Below are 14630 nucleotides of genomic sequence, written 5' to 3' on the forward strand. Positions count from 1 at the left end.
CTGCTCCCTCCCCCTTGTGGGGGGGGTGGGGGGGGGGCAAGACTGCAAAACGGCGGGTGGGGGTGACCACCGCGCACGCCACAGTCCATTGCGTATGCCGAAGATCACCCCACCCCGGAGCTTTGCTCCGACCCTCCCCCTCGAGGGGAGGGTGAAGACCCGCGCAACATGCCGTCAAGGTCAGGGCGCTGCGTGCCGGGCGGTTACAAAGGAGCCGCCTCAGATGTCGTAGTTGTTTCCAGCACTCAGCGACGAGATGAACTTTTTCGTCCGTTCCCGTTCCGGGGTCTGGAAGATGGTGCGCGGTGCTCCGCTCTCGACGATCAGGCCACCGTCGAGGAACAGCACCTGGTCGGCGACTTTCGAGGCGAGCCGCAGGTCGTGGGTTGCCATGATCATCGTTGTGCCTTCGGCGGCAAGCCGGTTCAGCACCTCGACGACCTCTTCGGCCAGTTCCGGATCGAGCGCCGATGTCGGCTCGTCGCAGAGGAGCACGCGGGGCGAGGGCGCAAGGGCGCGGGCGATGGCGACGCGCTGCTGCTGGCCGCCGGAGAGCGTTGCCGGCCAGGCATCGGCCTTGTGGGCCATGCCGACCTTTTCCAGCAGGGCAAGGGCGCGTTCCCTCGCCTTTGCCTTTGGCCATTTCAGGACGGTGACCAGCCCTTCCATGACATTTTCGATGGCCGTCTGGTGCGGAAACAGCTGGAAACTCTGGAACACCATGCCGGTCTGGCGGCGCAGGCGCTGGATGGCGTCCCAGCCGGTCTTCTTGTCCGGCGCAAAGACGATCTCTTCCTCGCCCAGCCTGATCGTGCCGGCCGTGGGGATTTCGAGCAGGTTGACGCAGCGCAAGAGCGTGCTCTTGCCGCCGCCGGAGGGGCCGACCAGCGCGGTCACCGTGCCTTCGGCGATGGTGACGCTGATATCCTTCAGCACGACATTGTCGCCGAAGCGTTTTTCGATATGGGTGAGCTCGATCATGTGCGCGCCTCCAGGAAGCCGCCATAGCGGGCGAAGCGTTTTTCCAGCCGCACCTGTAGCGATGAGAGAACGGAGCTCAGCGCCAGATAGAGCAGCGCCGCCTCGATATAGAGGATCAGCGGCTCATAGGTGGTGGCGACGATGCGCTGTGCGGTCTGGAACAGTTCCGGCACGGTGATGGCGGCGGCAAGCGACGTATCCTTCACCAGCGAAATGAAGGTGTTCGACAAGGGCGGCACGGCGACGCGCGCCGCCTGCGGCAGGATGGTGCGGCGCATCGCCTGGCTCCAGCTCATGCCGATCGAATAGGCCGCTTCCCACTGGCCGCGCGGCACCGAGGAGATCACCGCGCGGATGATCTCGGACGTATAGGCGCCGATATTGAGCGTGAAGCCGATCAGGGCCGCCGGGAAGGCATCGAGCAGGATGCCCAGGCTCGGCAGGCCGTAGAAGATCACGAACAGCTGCACCAGCAGCGGCGTGCCGCGAATGACCCAGACATAGAACCGCGCCACGGCGACCAGCGGCTTCGGCCCGAACAACCGCACGACGGCGGTCAGAAGACCGAGCGCCAGGCCGAGCGAAAAGGAGAGCAGGGTCAGCGGAATCGTAAAGATCAGCCCGGCCCGCAGGAGCGGCAGGAGCGAATCGAGCATGAGCTGAAGCCAGGGGGGCATGGGCGGGCCTTTCAAACGGCATGATCCGCCCCGGAAAGCCGGGACGGATCATGCCTTATAGTTCAGATAGAAAAAGTGCGAAACCGTATGAACGGGCAGTTGAAACGATGTTGCCGAATTTCGGGTTGGCGGCTTCACAATCAACCGCCGTCTTCACTTTGAAAACGCCCCTCACCCTAGCCCTCTCCCTGCTCGCGGGGAGAGGGAACTTGTGCGGAGTTTGTCCCCTCGTCCTTCTCCCCGTCATGACGGGGAGAAGGTGCCCGAAGGGCGGATGAGGGGCAGGCAACGGTAACGTGAAGGGTCAGAAACCGGCTTACTTCGAAACGTCTGCGCCGAAATATTTCTGCGAGATCGCATCATAGGTGCCATCCGCCTTGATCTCGGTGAGCGCCTTGTTGATGGCCTCGAGAAGCTCCGGTTCGCCCTTGCGCACGATGATGCCGGAATAGTCGGCATTGGCCTGTTCGGCGGCGATCTTGACCGGCGCGTCGGGCTTCTTCTTCTTGAAGTCGAGGAAGGACAGGCTGTCGTTGATCGTCGCATCCGCGCGGCCGGTGAGCACCAGCTGGATCGACTGGTCGAAGCCGTCGGTGCCGACGAGCTCGGCGCCCGAAGCCTCCGCCAGCTTGCCGAAGTTGCTCGTCAGCGACTGCGCTGATTTCTTGCCCTTCAGGTCCGGGAAGTCCTTGATGTCGGCATTGTCGGTCTTGACGATCAGCACGGCCTTCGAGGCGATGTAGGGCTCGGAGAAATCATACTTCTGCTTGCGCGCTTCGGTGATGCCGACCTGGTTGATCACGGCGTCGTAGCGGTTGGCGTCGAGCCCGGCGATCAGGCCGTCCCACTTGCCTTCGAGGAACTCGGCCTTGACGCCCAGCTTGCTGGCGACGGCTTCGCCGATCTCGACGTCGAAGCCGACGAGCTTGCCGCTTTCGTCATGATAGGTGAAGGGCGCATAGGTGCCTTCCGTGCCGATCTTCAGCGCGCCGGCCGACTTGACGGCCGCGAGGTTTTCACCGGCAAGGGCGGGGCTCAGCGAAACCAGCTGGGCGAAGGCGGCGGCGGCGAGAAGTGTGGGAACCCATTTCATTGTTTTTTCCATCTTTTTGGTCCGGCCCGTCTGCCGGTGTGAAGGGACAATCGCATACGGCCCGATGCATGACAGCGCACAAAACTTCAATTCTGCGGCGCAAGGGCGAAGGTTTTTCTCCATTTCGAACCGTTTCAACGCAAATTTGGCCAGTGCCGTCTAAAATCAAGGCGGGGTGCCGGTTTTTGCGGCATGTTTTTGCGCTGCGCCGGATAAATCGATTGAATTCCGGAAAAAAGACCGATATGCATGTTTGTGCCGATTTAAGCGCATTCATGCACGATTGAGAGTTTCATGCAGGCCGACCTTCTTTTGCGACAGAGACAAAGTCTCATTCAGGACCGCCTGCGGCTGTCCGGCCGCGTGCTGGCAATCGATCTGGCGCAGGAATTCAACGTCTCCGAGGATACGATCCGCCGGGATTTGCGCGAACTTGCGGCCGCCGGCCTTTGCGAGCGGGTCTATGGCGGCGCCCTGCCGGTTGCGCCCGGCGGCACGACCCTTGTCGAGCGCGTCGGCCAGGCGTCCGAGCGCAAGGCGGCCCTTGCTGCCGCCGCCATTGCCTTCATCAAGCCGGGCATGACCGTCTTCTTCGATGTCGCGTCCACCAATCTGGCCATTGCCCAGGCGCTGCCGGCGGGGCTGGAACTGACGGCGGTGACCAACACGCCGTTGATCGCAGCCGTCCTGATGGACAAGCCGGATGTCGACCTCATCCTGATCGGCGGCAAGATCGACCGGCAGATCGGGGCTGCGATCGGCGCCAAGGCGCAGCGCGATGTCGAGGTGCTGCGGCCGGATCTGTGCATTTTGGGAGCCTGCGGCGTCGATATCGGTGCCGGGCTGACGGCTTTCGACTATGAGGACGCGGCGTTCAAGCGGCTCGTCGCCCGCAACAGCGCTGCCGTCTTGGCCGCCGCCACCAACGACAAGCTCGGCACATCTGCGCCGCATAGGGTCATCGCCGTGCGGGAATGCACGACGCTTGTCGTCGAACATGACGCGCCGGACGATGCCGCCCAACTCTACGGCGGAGCGGGCATCTCGGTCGTGCATGCCCGGGAGGTTAAGCCATGAGGATCGCCCATATCGCGCTGTGGACCGCCGATCTCGACCGTCTCTGCCGCTTCTGGGCGGAAACGTTCGGCGCGATCGTCGGAGATCTCTATGAAAGCGCCCGGCGGCCCGGGTTTTCCTCGCGGTTTCTGTACCTGAAGGACGGCCCGTCGATCGAGATCATGCAAGGCCCCTGGATCGCGCCGGGAGACGAGCCGGGCGAGCGCCAGGGATATGCGCATCTGGCGCTGTCGCTCGGCAGCCGCACGGCGGTCGATGCGATGGCGGCGCGGGCCGCGGCTTCGGGCACGCTCGTTTCACCGGCACGGATGACCGGCGACGGCTTCTACGAGGCGGTTCTCAGGGACCCCGACGGCAACCCTATCGAAATTACAGCGTGAATCCGGCAGCCGATCGTACAGGACAAAGACCATGGACCAACATACCATCATCCCGCCGCACGGCGTTGCCCGTTCGCGCTACATGCCGAAGACCCGGCTGGCCGTCTCGCTGCTGTTCCTGATGAACGGCTTCGTCACCGGCAGCTGGGCGCCGAAGATTCCGGAATTCAAGGACAGGCTGGGCATCAGCGAAGGCGTGCTCGGGCTGTTGATCCTTGCCTTTGGCGTCGGTTCGCTGGTGCTGATGCCGATCGCCGGCGGTTTCATCGCCCGGATGGGATCGCAGAAGGTGGTCAAGGTCACGGCCGTCCTGCTGTCGCCGCTGCTTCTGCTGTTGACGCTGCTGCCGAATGTCTGGACGGCCGTCATCGGCATGTTCCTGCTCGGCGGCTTCGTCGGCGCCATGGACGTGGCGATGAACGCCAATGCGGTCGAGGTGGAGAAATCCATGCGCCGGGCGATCATGTCGTCCTGCCATGCCTACTGGAGCCTCGGCGGCCTGATCGGGGCTGCCAGCGGCGGTCTGGTCATGGCGCATTTCGGCGTGCTGCCGCATGCCATTCTCGTCACCCTGGTCTGTCTCGGTGTCCTCGCCGTGGCCTGGCCGATGTTGCTGGCCGACCAGCCGCATCCCGATACCGCCAAGCAGAAGCTGCGGCTGCCGATGACGCCGTTGCCCTGGCTGATCGGTCTCGTGGCGCTGTTTTCGATGGTGCCGGAAGGCACGGTGCTCGATTGGGGCGCGCTTTATCTGCGCAACGAGCTCGGCGCCTCGGTTGCCCTGTCCGGCTTCGGCTTTGCCGCGTTCTCGGCGACCATGGCGATCATGCGCTTTGCCGGCGATCACGTGCGCGACCGGTTCGGCGGCGTGAAGACCCTGCGCGTCTGCACCTTGACGGCACTTGTCGGCCTCGTGCTGGCGGGGCTTGCGCCGAACGCGCCGCTTGCCATCCTCGGCTTTGCGCTTGCCGGTGTCGGCATTTCCAACATGGTGCCGATCGCCTTTTCGGCGGCCGGCAACATGCCGGGACTGGCGCCGGGCATCGGGCTGTCGGTCGCCACCTTCATGGGCTATTCGGGCATGCTGTTTGCGCCGTCGCTGATCGGTTTCGTTGCCGAGCATACCGGCTTTGCCATCATCTTCACCAGCGTGCCGATCCTGTTCATCGTCGTTCTCGCGCTGTCGCGTCACGCGGTTCATGCGGATCCGAAGGGGCATGACTGAACTTTCCATGTGCAGATTGCCCTTTGCAAAGGCCCCTCACCCTAACCCTCTCCCCGCGGGCGGGGAGAGGGGATGACAGAGTTTGCCGCTTGGTCCTTCTCCCCGTCAAAACGGGGAGAAGGTGGCCGACAGGCCGGATGAGGGGCCTTGGCGGATGAGTCGATCGGCGGTGGCAGCCATCAATTCGCCGTCAAACCATGATGTTGCCGTTGACAAGGCGGCTCTCCTCATCCACCTCAGGGGAAATCGCCAAAACCTGACGTGCAAGGGGCTTTCATGACGTCCGCTTTCGATTACGAACCGCAACCCCGCAGGGCCTCCGTTGCCGTCGATGTCGGTGGCGTGATCGTCGGGGGATCGGCGCCCGTGGTCGTCCAGTCGATGACCAATACCGATACGGCCGATGTCGACGCGACGGTCGCGCAGGTCGCTGCCCTCCACCGGGCGGGCTCCGAGCTGGTGCGCATCACGGTGGACCGGGACGAAAGTGCCGCCGCCGTGCCGAAGATCCGCGAACGTCTCGAGCGTCTCGGCCTCGATGTGCCGCTGATCGGCGATTTCCATTATATCGGCCACAAGCTGCTGGCCGATCATCCGGCCTGCGCCGAGGCGCTGGCGAAATACCGCATCAATCCCGGCAATGTCGGTTTCAAGGCCAAGAAGGACAAGCAGTTCGTCGAGATCATCGAACGCGCCATCCAGTTCGACAAGCCGGTGCGCATCGGCGTCAACTGGGGCTCGCTCGACCAGGAGCTTTTGACGCGGCTGATGGATGACAATCAGGCCAAGGGCTTTCCGCTGACGGCGCAGCAGGTGATGCGCGAAACCATCGTCCAGTCGGCGCTGATTTCGGCGGAGCTTGCCGAAGAAGCCGGCCTGCCGCGCAACCGGATCATCCTGTCGGCCAAGGTCTCCAACGTGCAGGACCTGATCGCCTGCTATTCGATGCTGTCTTCCCGCTCCAACCATGCCCTGCATCTGGGCCTGACCGAAGCCGGGATGGGCTCGAAGGGTATCGTCTCGTCCGCCGCCTCGCTCGGCATCCTGATGCAGCAGGGCATCGGCGATACGATCCGCATTTCGCTGACCCCCGAGCCCGGCGGCGACCGCACCCGCGAGGTGCAGGTGGCGCAGGAGCTGCTGCAGGTGATGGGTTTTCGTCAGTTCATCCCGGTCGTTGCCGCCTGTCCGGGATGCGGACGCACCACCTCGACGGTGTTTCAGGAACTGGCCCAGAAGATCGAGGGCGATATCCGCCGCAACATGCCGGTCTGGCGCGAGAAATATCCGGGTGTCGAAGGCCTGAAGGTTGCGGTCATGGGCTGCATCGTCAATGGCCCGGGTGAAAGCAAACATGCCGATATCGGCATTTCGCTGCCCGGCACCGGCGAGCTTCCGGCAGCCCCGGTCTATATCGACGGCAAGAAGGCGATGACCATTCGCGGCACCAACATTGCCGGCGATTTCGAGACCCTTGTCGGCGAATATATCGAGAAGCGTTTCGGTCAGGGGCAGGCGGCGGCCGAATAGGCTATAGCTTGGCCGTCAGCAGCCGCAGGCCGGCAAAGGCGAAGAAGCCGGCCATGGCGCCTTCGATCCAGCGGCGTGCCCTCTTGTAGCCACGGTGCACGGGCTCGACCGAGAACAGCAGCGCAAAGCCCATGAAAATGATGACGCCGAGCACCATGCAGCCGCCGATCAGGATGGGCATGACATGCGGCGCGTCCTGCGGCGTGCCGAGCGAAACCAGCGTCAGCCAGGAGAAGATCGCCTTCGGGTTGGTCAAATGGATGCCGAGGCCCTTGAAGTAGAGACGGCGCAGCGTGGGTGGCTGTTTTTCGAGCGGCAACGCGTTTTCCGTCTCCTTGCGCATCGCTGCCTTCAGTGCCTTGAACGCCAGCCAGAGCAGATAGAGCCCGCCGGCAATCTTCAGGATGAACAGTGCGTTGCCGTAGCTGCGGATCAGCGCCGAAAGCCCAGCGGCAGCCAGCATCGCCCAGGTGTAGGAGCCCGTCAGAACGCCGAAGGCCAGCGCCAGGCCGGCATTGCGGCCGCGGCTGATGGCCGTGGAGATGATGGCGACCACCGCAGGCCCCGGCGAAGCGGTGGCGATGATATAGGCGCCCCAGGCGACCATCAGCTGCGGCAGGTAGGGCAGAAGGGTGGACATGCGAAAAGCTCTCCGGGCCCGCGTCTCGCGTGGCAGGGCGTCATCATGCTGAGAAAACCGGCAAAGAGAATGTGCAATCTTGTTGCGGTGACAACTTCGCCTTGAAGGACGGACGGCTTGCAGGACATCTGCTCCGTGCCTCATCGGTTCTTTCGGTGTCAATGGCTGCGGTTGGCGATGAAGCGGGCAGTCTCGTTGAGAATATCCGCCCGTGCGCCGAACGGTTCAAGCAGAGCGGCCGCTTCCTCCACCAGCGTTGCCAGCCGGGTTTCCGCCCAATCCTGGCCCCGCAGCGAAACGAGCGTGCCCTTGCCCCGGGCGGCGTCCTTGCCGGTCGCCTTGCCCATCGTCTTGGCATCGGCCGTCAGGTCGAGCAGATCGTCGGCCAGCTGGAAGGCAAGGCCGATCGTCTCGCCATAGGACCGCATCAGCCGCCGTTCGTCCGCGCTGCTGCCGGCGATGATCGCGCCTGCCTCGCAGGCAAAGCGGATGAGCGCGCCGGTCTTCATCGCCTGCAGCGTCACGATGGCTGCCTCGTCCGGTGCCGATGTCTCGGCTGCCAGATCCAGCGCCTGGCCGCCGGCCATGCCGCCGATGCCGGAGGCGCGTGCCAGTGTGAGCACCAGTTCGGTTTTCTGCCGGTCGGTCAGGTTCGTTTCGGGCGCTGCAATGATGTCGAAGGCCAGTGTCAGCAGGCTGTCGCCCGCCAATATCGCGTTGGCCTCGCCATAGGCGATATGCACGGTCGGCTGGCCGCGCCGGAGATCGTCATCGTCCATGGCGGGAAGATCGTCATGAACCAGAGAATAGCTGTGGACACATTCGAGTGCCGCGCCGATGCGCAGGGCCGCTTGCCGATCGCCACCGAAAAAGGCGGCGCTCTCCATCACCAAAAACGGGCGCAGGCGCTTGCCGCCGTTGAGCACGCCATGGCGCATGGCCGACAGCAGCGGCGCGGGCCGGGCGATTTCATCGGCCTGCGTCCGGTCGGTAAGAATGCCGGCAAGGCAGGTCTCGACGGCTGCGGCGCTGGCCTTCAGGCGGGCTTCGAAGGATGCGGAGTTCTCGCTCATGCGGCGCTCTTTGGCATGACTGCGCTGCCGCTGGCAACGGGATTTTACCATATCGGCGGGCGCCAGCCCGGCTTGCTGTGCGTTCCCGAGAAAACCGTTCAATTTTATCCGCTCTTGTTCTATGAAAATTGGATGGATTATGAGGCGGGCGTTTCAGGGGTGGACATCGTACCGGAAAGTCGGGAGGAGCAGGACGTGTCTTCCAGCCGTTCGCGGGGATGGATGCAGGCCTTGCGCCGGCGCCGGCGCCAGTTGCTGCTGATCGCAGCGGCGATCGTCGGTCTGCCCTATGTTCTGATCGTGCTTTATGCGCCGGGCTTCGTTCATCCGATTTCGACGCTGATGCTGCGCGATCTCGTGCTTCTGCGCGGCTATGACCGCCAATGGGTCGCCTTCGAGGATATTTCGCCCAATCTCGTGCAATCGGTGATGATGTCGGAAGACGGCCAGTTCTGCATCCACGGCGGTGTCGACTGGGTGCAGATGCGCGGCGTTGTCAACGATGCGCTGGAAGGCGCTGCCACCCGCGGCGCCAGCACCATCCCGATGCAGACGGCCAAGAACCTGTTTCTCTGGAATGGCCGTTCCTTCATCCGCAAGGGCATGGAACTGCCCTTGGCGCTCGCCGCCGACTTCGTCTGGAGCAAGCGGCGGATGATGGAGCTCTATCTCAACGTTGCCGAATGGGGGCCGGGGATCTATGGGGCGGAAGCTGCCGCCCGGCACCATTTCGGCGTCCCGGCGGCAAAGCTGACGCGGCGGCAGGCGGCCCTTCTGGCCGTATCGCTGCCCAATCCGTTCGAGCGCAATGCGGGAAAACCCGGCCGTGGCCTGCGCCAGCTGGCGTCGTTGATCGAGCGCCGCGCGGGCCGCTCCGGCGAATATATCAAATGTCTTTATGAGTGAGATCAGGCCTTTTCATTGGCTGTGAGGTTGCCGCGTCATCTATAGCAGAGCCTCGTTTCACAAGGATCGGAGAAGACCGGTGACCAAGCTCACGCTCTATGTCGGCAACAAGAACTATTCGTCCTGGTCGCTGCGGCCGTGGCTGGCGCTGGAAGCCTGCGGCGTGCCGTTCGAGGATGTCGTCATCCCCTTCGATTTTGCCAATGGACACCCCAAATTCAAGGAAATCTCGCCGACCGGCCGCGTCCCCGTCCTGCACCATGGCGATGTGCGCGTCTGGGAATCGCTGGCGATCATCGAATATGCCGCTGAGCTTTTCCCGCAGGCGGGGCTCTGGCCGGACGATCCCACTGAGCGGGCGGTCGCGCGCAGCTACTCGATGGAAATGCTCTCCGGGTTCACGGCCTTGCGCGGCGCCTGCCCGATGAACATCCGCCGCGAGAAGCGCGCGATTGATCTGCCTGAAGGCGTGATGGCCGACGTCGAGCGGATCGAGACGATCTGGCGCGAGGCTGTTGCCCGCTCCGGCGGTCCGTTCCTGTTTGGCCGCTTCACCGCCGCCGATGCCATGTTCGCCCCGGTGGTCAATCGCTTCGAGGTCTACGACCTCACCCGCAATCCCGGCTCGCTCGCCTATATGGATGCGGTCAAGACCCATCCGGCCTTTGCCAAATGGCAGGAAGCGGCGCTGAAGGAAAGCTGGATCGTGCCGGAGGACGAGGCCTGACCGGTTTGCCGGCCGGCCATCGCGAAAAAATGGCTGAAGGGACTGGTCAAACGCCTGTGGGGCATGTATAAGCCCGGCAAATTCCGAGATTGACATCTGTTTTTCCCGGCCAACGGTCTGGCCGCGAAACAGAGTTTTGCCCGATAAGTGGAGTATGAAATGGCTGTACCTAAAAGAAAAACAAGCCCGTCCAAGCGTGGCATGCGCCGCTCCGCTGATGCGCTGAAGACGCCGACCTACATCGAAGACAAGAACTCCGGCGAACTGCGCCGTCCGCACCACATCGACCTGAAGACAGGCATGTACCGCGGCCGCCAGGTTCTGACCCCGAAGGCTTCCGCTTAATCAGCGTCGCCGACAGGCTTGATTTTGAAGGGCTGGCTTTTTGCCGGCCCTTTTCTGTTGTCTGCCGTTGACCGGGGGGCTGTTTGCGCTCTCAGGCGGAGGCGGTCATTTTCTTGACCGCAATGCTGCTGTAAGCAAGGATCGATCGACGCCAGGCCCGAAAGGCCGGCGCGAGAAATTGGGAGCGCCTGCCGATGATTGCCGCCATTCCGTTGTTGATTCTGCCCTTCGTGCTTTACAATCTGGGCATGACAGGCGTGCTGGGAAGCGGCGGCGTCCCGGTTTTTGACAATACGGTCATGGCGCTGACGATGCTGTCGGGTGCGGTCTGGACGATGAATGTCGGCGATCTGCTGATCGTCATCGCGCTTGTTCTTCTGTTCGTGGAAATTCTCAAGGCAACGCGCGTCAGTTCCAAGGCGCTGATGGATCACCTGCTGTCGATGGTGCTGTTCATCGTCTTCCTGGTGGAATTCCTGCTGGTCGCCAACGCCGCGACGCATGTCTTCTTCATCCTGATGACGATCAGCTTCATCGACGTCATTGCCGGCTTCTCCGTGTCGATGCGCACGGCTTCGCGGGATGTGTCGATCGGGCTTTGATGCGCCTGTAAGCGGGCGGGCTTTGATGCCTGCGGGCGGCGGTGCCGCGGGCCGTTGGAAAACGGCGGCGCGGCACGCGGCGTGTCAGCCCAGATTTTCCAGCTTCGTCTGCAGCGCGCGCAGCTGTTCCTTCAGTTCGTCGATGTCCTTGGCTTCCGCCTTGCGTGGTTCCTTGGCTGCTGGCGTTGCCGCCATGAAGGGCGAAAACATCTGCATGGCCTGATGGAAGAGATCGGTGTTGCGCTTAACCTGTTCCTCCACCAGTTGCAGCGGAACCGCCAGGTTCTTGCCGAGCGGCGTATCGCCGAACGCCTTGTTGATCTGCTCGCGCATCGTCACCTGCTGGTCGGTAAAGGCCTGCATCGAATGCTCGAGATAGCTCGGCACCACCAGCTGCATCTGGTCGCCGTAGAACGAGATCAGCTGGCGCAGGAAGGAGATCGGCAAAAGCGTGTTGCCGGTCTTGGATTCCTGTTCGAAAATGATCTGCGTCAGCACCGAGTGGGTGATGTCCTCGCCCGATTTCGCGTCCTGGACGGTGAATTCCTCTCCCTTTTTCACCATCACCGCGAGATCGTCGAGCGTGACATATGTGCTCGTGCCGGTATTGTAGAGCCTTCGGTTGGCGTATTTTTTAATTACGATCTGACCGTCGTGCTTTGCCATCTGGGTCTCCTCCCCATGTTCCCGTCTTTGTTGTGTTTTTCAGAGTACCCGTAAAAAACGGGTTCTGACAATCTCTTTGTGCAATGCGGTGACGCAGGTGCGAAATTTCGTCTCCTGCGGGAGGCGCAGAGCCGAAATGGCGAAGGCCGCATATGGCATTTGACTTGCGCGGTGACCTTTGCCAGTCTTTAGCAGTTGCGAAAAAAAGAACGAGGAAACATCTGATGAGCACTCCCTCTATCGTCATCGCCAGCGCGGGCCGCACCGCCGTCGGGTCGTTCAACGGCTCTTTCGCCAATACGCCGGCGCATGAACTGGGCGCCGCCGTGATCAAGGGCGTGCTCGAGCGCGCAGGCGTTGACGCAGCCGATGTCGACGAGGTGATCCTCGGTCAGGTGCTGTCGGCCGGCGAGGGCCAGAACCCGGCCCGCCAGGCGGCGATCAAGGCCGGTATTCCGCAGGAAGCCACGGCCTGGGGCATGAACCAGCTTTGCGGTTCGGGTCTGCGCGCCGTCGCGCTCGGTATGCAGCAGATTGCAACCGGCGATGCGAAGATCATCGTCGCCGGCGGCATGGAATCGATGTCGATGGCGCCGCATTGCGCGCATTTGCGCGGCGGCGTCAAGATGGGCGACTTCAAGATGATCGACACCATGATCAAGGATGGCCTGACCGACGCGTTCTACGGCTATCACATGGGGACGACGGCTGAGAACGTCGCCAAGAAGTGGCTGCTGTCGCGCGAGGACCAGGACGTGTTCGCGCTCGGTTCGCAGAACAAGGCGGAAGCCGCCCAGAAGGCCGGACGTTTCGCCGACGAAATCATCCCCTTCATCGTCAAGGGCCGCAAGGGCGACGTCACCGTCGACCAGGACGAGTATATCCGCCATGGCGCGACGCTGGACTCGATGGCGAAACTGCGTCCGGCCTTCGACAAGGAAGGCACCGTGACGGCGGCCAATGCGTCCGGGCTCAACGACGGTGCGGCGGCTGTCCTGCTGATGAGCGAGGCCGAAGCGGAACGCCGTGGCATCCAGCCGCTGGCCCGCATCGTCTCCTGGGCAACCGCCGGCGTCGACCCGCAGATCATGGGCACCGGCCCGATCCCGGCCTCGCGCAAGGCGCTGGAAAAGGCCGGCTGGTCGATCACCGATCTCGAGCTTGTCGAAGCCAACGAGGCCTTCGCGGCGCAGGCCTGCGCCGTCAACAAGGATCTCGGCTGGGATCCGGCGATCGTCAACGTCAATGGCGGGGCCATCGCCATCGGTCATCCGATCGGCGCCTCCGGTGCGCGTGTCCTCAACACGCTTCTGTTCGAAATGAAGCGCCGTGGCGTGTCCAAGGGCCTGGCGACATTGTGCATCGGTGGCGGCATGGGTGTCGCCATGTGTGTCGAACGGCTGTGACAATCACCCGCTAGTCCATTGCTCCGGCCCCGCGGGGCCGGCAAACTTCACGGCAAGAGCCGGAAGAACGGTTTTGCGCTTCCGGCGCAGGCATCGAAACAAGAATGGTAAAAAGGGGAGAGACGGATGAGCAGGGTAGCATTGGTCACCGGCGGGTCACGCGGTATCGGCGCGGCGATCTCCATCGCCTTGAAGGCGGCGGGATACCGGGTGGCGGCAAATTACGCCGGCAATGATGAGAAGGCGCAGGCCTTCACCGAATCCACCGGCATCCCGACCTACAAATGGGACGTTTCGGATTACACCGAATGCACCAAGGGAATTGCCCGGGTCGTGGATGAACTGGGCCCGGTGGACGTGCTGGTCAACAATGCCGGCATCACCCGCGACACCATGTTTCACAAGATGACGCCGGAACAGTGGGGCGCCGTCATCGACACCAATCTCACCGGCCTGTTCAACATGACACACCCAGTCTGGACCGGCATGCGCGACCGCAATTTCGGCCGGGTGATCAACATCTCCTCGATCAACGGCCAGAAGGGCCAGATGGGCCAGGTCAATTATTCGGCATCCAAGGCCGGCGATCTCGGCTTTACCAAGGCTTTGGCGCAGGAGGGGGCTGCCAAGGGCATTACCGTCAACGCCATCTGCCCCGGCTATATCGGCACGGAAATGGTGCGGGCGATCCCGGAGAAGGTGCTGAACGAGCGGATCATTCCGCAGATCCCGGTCGGCCGTCTCGGCGAACCCGACGAGATTGCCCGTATTGCGGTGTTCCTGGCCTCCGACGATGCCGGCTTCATCACCGGTTCGACCATTTCTGCCAATGGCGGCCAGTTTTTCGCCTGATCGGGCGATCATTCCCATTGCCAACGGCGCCATCATCGGCGCCGTTCTGCATTCCACGGGAATGGTTAACACGGCCTCTTTCCTGTCGTGTCCGGTTGTGGGTTATCCACTGTTTCCTATGGTTAACGATTTGATTTCATACAAGATATCGCGGTGAACAAACCGGGAAACAAGATGCGTCTGTGATTCGTCTCCGGTTCGTTCCCGTTTTGGTTGAAATCTTAACGTGCCGGCGCAAAACCAGTTAAGACGGTTGTGGCGACTCGCGCGCCGCCGCTGGCGCGGACGATCTTGCTGAGGCTCTGCAAAGATAAATTTTTCGCATCGGCCAAGATTCGAATCTGGCGAAGGACCGCTTTTTCCTATGGTGTGATTTCCGGTTTTCCTACCATATCTGGTAGGGAACAAATCGAGAAGACGGCGGTATCGCGATTCGTCGCCGATTCGTTC

At 62.6% G+C, this 14630-nt stretch carries 16 protein-coding genes; 10 read left to right on the forward strand and 6 right to left on the reverse strand.

Annotation, left to right across the window (positions count from 1 at the left end):
• Positions 1–219: 219 nt before the first annotated feature.
• The 3 genes from ADU59_RS16225 to ADU59_RS16235 form a co-directional block, all read right to left on the reverse strand.
• Positions 220–981: an amino acid ABC transporter ATP-binding protein gene (locus ADU59_RS16225; RefSeq protein WP_068955198.1), complete on the reverse strand. Its 762-nt coding sequence runs from the start codon at positions 979–981 to the stop codon at positions 220–222.
• Positions 978–1658, reverse strand: coding sequence for an amino acid ABC transporter permease (locus ADU59_RS16230; protein ID WP_068955199.1), 681 nt, complete (start codon positions 1656–1658; stop codon positions 978–980). The genes ADU59_RS16225 and ADU59_RS16230 overlap by 4 nt, the downstream gene beginning before the upstream one ends.
• A gap of 316 nt (positions 1659–1974) precedes the next feature.
• Positions 1975–2751: an amino acid ABC transporter substrate-binding protein gene (locus ADU59_RS16235; RefSeq protein WP_068955200.1), complete on the reverse strand. Its 777-nt coding sequence runs from the start codon at positions 2749–2751 to the stop codon at positions 1975–1977.
• Between the two features lie 294 nt (positions 2752–3045).
• Here ADU59_RS16235 and ADU59_RS16240 point away from each other — a divergent pair, with 294 nt between their 5' ends.
• The 4 genes from ADU59_RS16240 to ispG all read left to right on the forward strand — a co-directional run bounded on the left by ADU59_RS16240 (position 3046) and on the right by ispG (position 6963).
• A complete protein-coding gene (locus tag ADU59_RS16240) occupies positions 3046–3828 on the forward strand; it encodes a DeoR/GlpR family DNA-binding transcription regulator (protein ID WP_068955201.1) in 783 nt (260 codons plus the stop codon).
• A complete protein-coding gene (locus ADU59_RS16245; RefSeq protein WP_068955202.1) occupies positions 3825–4208 on the forward strand; it encodes a VOC family protein in 384 nt (127 codons plus the stop codon). The genes ADU59_RS16240 and ADU59_RS16245 overlap by 4 nt, the downstream gene beginning before the upstream one ends.
• A 31-nt stretch (positions 4209–4239) precedes the next feature.
• Positions 4240–5433, forward strand: a complete 1194-nt coding sequence (locus ADU59_RS16250; protein ID WP_068955203.1) for an MFS transporter — start codon at positions 4240–4242, stop codon at positions 5431–5433.
• 276 nt (positions 5434–5709) lie between these two features.
• Entirely contained in the window at positions 5710–6963 is a 1254-nt protein-coding gene (gene ispG / locus ADU59_RS16255; protein WP_068955204.1) for a flavodoxin-dependent (E)-4-hydroxy-3-methylbut-2-enyl-diphosphate synthase, read from the forward strand.
• 1 nt (position 6964) lies between these two features.
• Here ispG and ADU59_RS16260 read toward each other — a convergent pair whose 3' ends face one another.
• Entirely contained in the window at positions 6965–7603 is a 639-nt protein-coding gene (locus tag ADU59_RS16260; RefSeq protein WP_068955205.1) for a LysE family translocator, read from the reverse strand.
• A 158-nt stretch (positions 7604–7761) separates the two neighbouring features.
• Complete coding sequence (locus tag ADU59_RS16265; protein WP_068955206.1) at positions 7762–8676, reverse strand: polyprenyl synthetase family protein; 915 nt, start codon at positions 8674–8676, stop codon at positions 7762–7764.
• Between the two features lie 222 nt (positions 8677–8898).
• On the opposite strand from ADU59_RS16265, the gene mtgA reads away from it, so the two are divergent.
• The 4 genes from mtgA (at position 8899) to ADU59_RS16285 (ending at position 11256) form a co-directional block, all read left to right on the forward strand.
• Positions 8899–9582, forward strand: a complete 684-nt coding sequence (gene mtgA, locus ADU59_RS16270) for a monofunctional biosynthetic peptidoglycan transglycosylase (protein WP_068955410.1) — start codon at positions 8899–8901, stop codon at positions 9580–9582.
• A gap of 79 nt (positions 9583–9661) precedes the next feature.
• Positions 9662–10309 (forward strand): glutathione S-transferase family protein, encoded by a 648-nt coding sequence (locus ADU59_RS16275; protein WP_068955207.1) that lies wholly within the window; start codon positions 9662–9664, stop codon positions 10307–10309.
• 159 nt (positions 10310–10468) lie between these two features.
• A complete protein-coding gene (gene rpmF / locus ADU59_RS16280) occupies positions 10469–10654 on the forward strand; it encodes a 50S ribosomal protein L32 (protein WP_037097119.1) in 186 nt (61 codons plus the stop codon).
• Between the two features lie 194 nt (positions 10655–10848).
• Positions 10849–11256 (forward strand): hypothetical protein, encoded by a 408-nt coding sequence (locus ADU59_RS16285; protein WP_068955208.1) that lies wholly within the window; start codon positions 10849–10851, stop codon positions 11254–11256.
• Positions 11257–11340: 84 nt separating this feature from the next.
• On the opposite strand, the gene phaR is transcribed toward ADU59_RS16285, so the two are convergent.
• The gene (gene phaR / locus ADU59_RS16290; RefSeq protein ID WP_068955209.1) at positions 11341–11922 is read right to left on the reverse strand and encodes a polyhydroxyalkanoate synthesis repressor PhaR; all 582 of its coding nucleotides are present in this window, start codon (positions 11920–11922) and stop codon (positions 11341–11343) included.
• 224 nt (positions 11923–12146) lie between these two features.
• Between phaR and ADU59_RS16295 the strand changes: the two genes are divergently transcribed.
• Both ADU59_RS16295 and phbB read left to right on the forward strand, forming a co-directional pair.
• The gene (locus ADU59_RS16295; RefSeq protein WP_068955210.1) at positions 12147–13328 is read left to right on the forward strand and encodes an acetyl-CoA C-acetyltransferase; all 1182 of its coding nucleotides are present in this window, start codon (positions 12147–12149) and stop codon (positions 13326–13328) included.
• A gap of 126 nt (positions 13329–13454) precedes the next feature.
• The gene (gene phbB, locus ADU59_RS16300; protein ID WP_068955211.1) at positions 13455–14180 is read left to right on the forward strand and encodes a beta-ketoacyl-ACP reductase; all 726 of its coding nucleotides are present in this window, start codon (positions 13455–13457) and stop codon (positions 14178–14180) included.
• Positions 14181–14630 lie beyond the last annotated feature (450 nt).

The sequence above is a fragment of the Pararhizobium polonicum genome, assembly GCF_001687365.1.
Lineage (GTDB): Bacteria > Pseudomonadota > Alphaproteobacteria > Rhizobiales > Rhizobiaceae > Pararhizobium > Pararhizobium polonicum.

What these genes read in the sequence shown, in the direction of transcription:
- ADU59_RS16240 (WP_068955201.1), top strand. Translation starts at nt 3,046, where the DNA reads ATGCAGGCCGACCTTCTTTTGCGACAGAGACAAAGTCTCATTCAGGAC.
- phbB (WP_068955211.1), top strand. Translation starts at nt 13,455, where the DNA reads ATGAGCAGGGTAGCATTGGTCACCGGCGGGTCACGCGGTATCGGCGCG.
- ADU59_RS16250 (WP_068955203.1), top strand. Translation starts at nt 4,240, where the DNA reads ATGGACCAACATACCATCATCCCGCCGCACGGCGTTGCCCGTTCGCGC.
- ADU59_RS16230 (WP_068955199.1), bottom strand. Translation starts at nt 1,658, where the DNA reads ATGCCCCCCTGGCTTCAGCTCATGCTCGATTCGCTCCTGCCGCTCCTG.
- ADU59_RS16295 (WP_068955210.1), top strand. Translation starts at nt 12,147, where the DNA reads ATGAGCACTCCCTCTATCGTCATCGCCAGCGCGGGCCGCACCGCCGTC.
- mtgA (WP_068955410.1), top strand. Translation starts at nt 8,899, where the DNA reads ATGCAGGCCTTGCGCCGGCGCCGGCGCCAGTTGCTGCTGATCGCAGCG.
- ADU59_RS16235 (WP_068955200.1), bottom strand. Translation starts at nt 2,751, where the DNA reads ATGAAATGGGTTCCCACACTTCTCGCCGCCGCCGCCTTCGCCCAGCTG.
- ADU59_RS16285 (WP_068955208.1), top strand. Translation starts at nt 10,849, where the DNA reads ATGATTGCCGCCATTCCGTTGTTGATTCTGCCCTTCGTGCTTTACAAT.
- ADU59_RS16260 (WP_068955205.1), bottom strand. Translation starts at nt 7,603, where the DNA reads ATGTCCACCCTTCTGCCCTACCTGCCGCAGCTGATGGTCGCCTGGGGC.
- ispG (WP_068955204.1), top strand. Translation starts at nt 5,710, where the DNA reads ATGACGTCCGCTTTCGATTACGAACCGCAACCCCGCAGGGCCTCCGTT.
- ADU59_RS16265 (WP_068955206.1), bottom strand. Translation starts at nt 8,676, where the DNA reads ATGAGCGAGAACTCCGCATCCTTCGAAGCCCGCCTGAAGGCCAGCGCC.
- rpmF (WP_037097119.1), top strand. Translation starts at nt 10,469, where the DNA reads ATGGCTGTACCTAAAAGAAAAACAAGCCCGTCCAAGCGTGGCATGCGC.
- phaR (WP_068955209.1), bottom strand. Translation starts at nt 11,922, where the DNA reads ATGGCAAAGCACGACGGTCAGATCGTAATTAAAAAATACGCCAACCGA.
- ADU59_RS16245 (WP_068955202.1), top strand. Translation starts at nt 3,825, where the DNA reads ATGAGGATCGCCCATATCGCGCTGTGGACCGCCGATCTCGACCGTCTC.
- ADU59_RS16225 (WP_068955198.1), bottom strand. Translation starts at nt 981, where the DNA reads ATGATCGAGCTCACCCATATCGAAAAACGCTTCGGCGACAATGTCGTG.